We start from the raw sequence: 4,392 nt of genomic DNA on the forward strand, positions 1-4,392 counted from the left end.
GGCGGCGTGGCGGCCGAAGCGGGCGAGCGTGACATGCGGCAGATAGCGGCGCGGATCGGGTGCGACGCCGGCGCGGGCCAGCGCCTGATCGACCTTGCGGTGGAGCGCGGCGAGTGCCTCCCCCGGCACCACCCGCGCCCACAAGGTGTCGACGACTCCGCGCCGGTCGAACGTCCCCACGCCGTCGATCCGCACCACGGGGGTGGGCGCGGCGATGCCGGCGAGCGTGGCGGCGACATCCTCCGCCCGGTGCCGGTCGACGTCGCCGAGGAAGCGGACGGTCAGGTGCAATTGATCGTCATCCTGCCAGCGCGCACCGGGCAGCGCCGCCATCGCCGCGGCCAGCGCGGTGCGGATCGGGGGCGGCGGGCGCAGGGCGACGAACAGGCGGTGCATGAAATCTCTGTAACGAACGGTTGCTATCGGAGCCGTTTCTTGAAAATCAACGTTGCGCAGGCGATATTCAATGCATCCGGAACGATTGCCGGACGAAGGAGCAAGAAGACAATGGCCAACTGGTCCGATCCCCGGCCCTCCGCCGCCCCGTTTGGCGGAACCGCTTCGGGCACCCGCAGCGAGGCGTTCGACGCCGGGCTGCGGTCGTACATGCTGTCCGTCTACAATTACATGGCATCGGGCGTGCTGCTGACGGGTATCGTCGCGCTGCTGTTCGCCGTGTCCGGCGCCGCGGTGACGGTGTTCCAGACGCCGCTGCGCTGGGTCATCACGCTGGCGCCGCTGGCGTTCGTGTTTGCGATGAGCTTCGGCCAGGGGCGCTTTTCGTCCACCGGGCTGAAGGCGATGTTCTGGGGCTTCGCGGTGGCGATGGGTCTGTCGCTGTCGACGATCTTCCTCGTCTATTCGCCGATCGCGATCGCGCAGGCGTTCTTCGCCACGGCGGCGGGCTTCGGCGCGCTGAGCCTGTACGGCTACACGACCAAGCGTGACCTGTCGGCGTTCGGCACGTTCCTGATCGTCGGTCTGGTCGGCCTGATCGTCGCCAGCATCATCAACCTGTTCGTCCAGTCCGGCCCGCTGGGCCTGGTGATCTCGCTGGTCGGCGTGCTGCTGTTCGCGGGGCTGACCGCGTACGATACGCAGCGCACCAAGAGCCTGTATTTCCAGGTCGCCGGCTATGGCCCGGAGGCCGTCGGCAAGGCGGTGGTGATGTCGGCGCTCAGCCTGTACCTCGACTTCATCAACATGTTCCTGTTCATCCTGCGCCTGTTCGGCGGCAATCGCGACTGATCGTCACGCAGGAGCGTTACAGACCGGAGGCCCGGCGGGTTGACCGCCGGGCCTCCTTCTTTTTGCCGTCCGTCTGCGGAGTATCGCCATGCGCCTTTCGATCGAGGTCCACCTCGACTATCATTTCCCGCGGGCGGCCGACGTGCTGCTGCAGATCGAGGCGGCGGCCGAGCCGACGCAGCGGCTGAAGACGCAATCGCTGCTGATCCGCTCCGATCATCCGATCCGCGCGGTTCCGGGGGAGGAGGGGATCGGGCAACGCTGCTGGGCGCGCGGCGAGCAGCGGCTGGTCGCCGATTACACCGCCGTCGTCGCGATCGACCGCGCGCTGGCGTTCCTGCCGGCGCTTCCCGCCACCCCGGTGACCGCGCTGCCCGCGGCGACGATCCCCTATCTGCTGCCGAGCCGCTATTGCGCGTCGGACCGGTTCGAGCATTTCGTGCGGCGCACCTTCGCGGGCCTGTCGGGCGGGGTGCTGGCGCAGGCGATGGCCGACTGGGTGTACGACCACCTCGACTATGATTCGGCGGGCAGCGATCCGGGCGGCGGGGCGCTGGAAACCTTCGCCGAGCGGCGCGGGGTGTGCCGCGACTATGCGCATCTGCTGGTCACGCTGGCGCGCGCGGCGGAAATCCCCGCACGCTGCGCCGCGGTCTATGCCCCCGGGGTGGATCCGCCCGACTTCCACGCGGTCGCCGAACTGTGGCTGGACGGGGCGTGGCATCTGGTCGACGCGACGCGGATGGCGCGCGGCGACGAGATGGCGCGGGTCGCGGTGGGCCGCGATGCGACCGACATCGCGTTCATGACCATTTTCGGCAGCGCGCAGATGAACCGGCAGGAAGTGCGCGTCGCCCGGCTGACCGGCTGAGCGCAGGAACGCGGCTCCCCCCGGCACGTTGACGCGCCGTAACAATGGAGAAGGAAGCCATGAGCGCGAACACGCCAATGGAGGGGCAGGGGATCGACGAACGCGCGATCGACAGCCTGTCGGTCGCCCCGGGCGATGCCGGGCAGGATGCCGGCCAGGATGCCCTGGACGAGGCACTCGACGAATCGATGGACGCCTCCGATCCGCCGGCGGTGACCCAGCCGGGCCGCGACGCACCCGCGCCGTCGTCCGGGTTCGACGCGGCGGAGGAGGCCGAGCGCCAGCGCGACGCCTGATCCGGCCCACGCCGGGCGATTGCCGACCCTGCCCGGGCCGGGGGTGACCGCTGCGTCACGCCCGGCCTCGCTTCGTCGCATCCATGTTGCGGTGCGGCACATCTCGTGTTCGATTGTGACGGCCGAAAGTCGGAGGCGTTAAGGCTTGTGTTAACCAGTCGGGCGCATCCTGCCGACGGTTCGATCACTGGTGGGGCGGGGTTGACGATGGCAAAGAGGATGAAGCCGGCCGAAGGCGCGATGACGCTGGCAGAGATGAAGGAATTCGCCGGGTTCGCGGCGGCGACGCAGCGGTACGTGCGCCGCAGCCTGGACGTCGGGCTGGACCGCGACGATGCGATGATCCGCTGGTCGCGCGACGTGGTGGAGGCCGCGAGCATCCGCGCACAGGCACAGCATTACCGGCGCCTGCCCGCGATCCGCGCGCTGGTGCCCGACGACAGCGGACTGGAAAGCGCCGAGCAGATGATGGCGCCGCTGATCACGCTCACCGCGTTCGACCTGGGGCAGGGGCGGCTGACCAGTTTTTCGGCGTATCGCTTCCTGTACGAACGGCTGGTCGGGGCGCAGGTGCGTCCGTGGCTGCCCGCGGCGTTCTGCGCCGCGTCGGCGATGCCGCACCTCCACCCGGAACTACGGCGGACGTTGCTCCAGTCGATCAGCGAGGCTGCGGCGACCGCATCGGGCTGGTCCTCGCGCGAGCCGGCGTTCTTCCCTTACTGGGTCGAAAAGGTCGACGTCACCGCGCTGCCGCACTGAGCGGCGCGACGAACCGCAGGGCGACCGCCGCGCCGTCGCGCGCGGCGTCGTCGAACACCGCGCGCACGTGTGTCAGATAGGCGACGAGCGCGGCAGGCAGCCGTACCGCGCCGGCGATCTCCACCACCAGCGGCGGGCGCACGCTATTCTCCCCGGCGACCAGCCCGTCGTACAGCGCATCGAGGTTCGCGCCGTGCCAGCCGGGCGCGCCCAGTCCCGCCAGCAGATCGCGCCACAGGTCGTCGCGATCGTGCCAGCCGCGCGCGTCGAGGCGAATCACGCTCAACGGCACGCGCGCCACCCCATGGTGCCGCGCTGCGCCTGGTCGAGGTGGAAGTGATCGCGGTGCGCGGCGTTGTAATCGGGTGACAGGACGGTCGCGAACAGATCGCACGCGCCGTCGCGCACCTCGCGCAGGAAGGCGGCTTTCGCCGGCGCGCCGTTCCAGTCGCCGGCCAGCGTGATGCGCGTGCCGTCGGACAGGCGGAAGCCGGCGATGTCGATCGCGTTGGCGGTGGAATGCTCGCTCCACGATCCGGCGTCGCGGCCGTACATGCGACGGCACGAATAGCTGCCGAAATGGTCGATGCGCGTGACGCGCGCGCCGAAATGGCGCTGCGCGGCGGGCGCGACGACATGCCATTCCCACAGCGCCAGCGCCGCCGCCACCGGGCAGGCGACCCCCGGCACCGGCGCGGCGAACGGAATCGTGACGGCCCCGCCACGCTCCAGCCGCACCGCATCGTCGTAGCCGCAGCTGCGCGCTCCCGTGGGTCGCAGCGCGGGCAGTGCGGTGAAGCGCACCCCCGCATCCGTCAGCAGCGCGCGGCAGCGCGGCGCGTCGTCGCCCAGCGCGGTCAGCTTGCGCCCCGTGAACAGCCCGACCGGCTGCGCGAGGTCCAGCCGCGTCCACGGTAGATCCTGCGGCCGGCCGCGCGCCTGCGCCCAGATCAGCAGCGCCGCGACCGCGACCAGCGCGAGTGCGGCGGTGGTGGCGATGACGCGGCGCACCGCGCGGATCAGCCGCGCATGGCGTCGCTCAGCCGCTCGGACGTGACGGGATAGCCCAGATCGTCGGGAATACAGAGGTGCGGCTCCCCATCGCGCGTTTCGTGCCAGGGCGTCACCACCCGCACCGGCGTGGCGCGCGCATGCGCGGCCGCGTCCTCGAAACTGTCGAACTGCGCCAGCCGCTCAAGGTTGCGGCGGGTGGGAAAG

7 protein-coding genes and 1 pseudogene are annotated in these 4,392 nt (G+C 70.5%); 4 read left to right on the plus strand and 4 right to left on the minus strand.

The window, feature by feature from the left end; translation table 11 throughout:
• On the minus strand, positions 1-396 hold a 396-nt coding region (thpR, locus tag AX685_RS16645), incomplete at its 3' end, for an RNA 2',3'-cyclic phosphodiesterase (RefSeq protein ID WP_082741038.1).
• A 111-nt stretch (positions 397-507) separates the two neighbouring features.
• Between thpR and AX685_RS16650 the strand changes: the two genes are divergently transcribed.
• The 4 genes from AX685_RS16650 to AX685_RS16665 all read left to right on the plus strand — a co-directional run bounded on the left by AX685_RS16650 (position 508) and on the right by AX685_RS16665 (position 3,174).
• A complete protein-coding gene (locus AX685_RS16650; RefSeq protein WP_066490681.1) occupies positions 508-1,248 on the plus strand; it encodes a Bax inhibitor-1/YccA family protein in 741 nt (246 codons plus the stop codon).
• Positions 1,249-1,336: 88 nt separating this feature from the next.
• Positions 1,337-2,119: a transglutaminase-like domain-containing protein gene (locus AX685_RS16655; RefSeq protein WP_066490672.1), complete on the plus strand. Its 783-nt coding sequence runs from the start codon at positions 1,337-1,339 to the stop codon at positions 2,117-2,119.
• A gap of 59 nt (positions 2,120-2,178) precedes the next feature.
• On the plus strand, positions 2,179-2,415 hold the full coding sequence (locus tag AX685_RS16660; RefSeq protein WP_176484762.1) for a hypothetical protein: 237 nt from the start codon (positions 2,179-2,181) through the stop codon (positions 2,413-2,415).
• 207 nt (positions 2,416-2,622) lie between these two features.
• Positions 2,623-3,174: a hypothetical protein gene (locus tag AX685_RS16665; protein WP_066490675.1), complete on the plus strand. Its 552-nt coding sequence runs from the start codon at positions 2,623-2,625 to the stop codon at positions 3,172-3,174.
• Here AX685_RS16665 and AX685_RS16670 read toward each other — a convergent pair.
• The 3 genes and pseudogenes from AX685_RS16670 to AX685_RS16680 form a co-directional block, all read right to left on the minus strand.
• Positions 3,155-3,454 carry a barstar family protein gene (locus AX685_RS16670; RefSeq protein ID WP_231738984.1) on the minus strand — a complete coding sequence of 100 codons (300 nt, stop codon included), beginning with the start codon at positions 3,452-3,454 and terminating at the stop codon, positions 3,155-3,157. The two genes, AX685_RS16665 and AX685_RS16670, sit on opposite strands and share 20 nt — an antisense overlap.
• Positions 3,455-3,456: 2 nt before the next feature.
• Positions 3,457-4,185: an extensin-like domain-containing protein gene (locus tag AX685_RS16675; RefSeq protein WP_066490678.1), complete on the minus strand. Its 729-nt coding sequence runs from the start codon at positions 4,183-4,185 to the stop codon at positions 3,457-3,459.
• A gap of 8 nt (positions 4,186-4,193) precedes the next feature.
• A pseudogene (locus AX685_RS16680) lies at positions 4,194-4,392 on the minus strand (NUDIX hydrolase); the annotation flags it as partial.

Origin of the sequence: Sphingomonas sp. CCH9-F2, from assembly GCF_001556735.1 — a bacterium.
Classification (GTDB): domain Bacteria; phylum Pseudomonadota; class Alphaproteobacteria; order Sphingomonadales; family Sphingomonadaceae; genus Sphingomonas; species Sphingomonas ginsenosidimutans.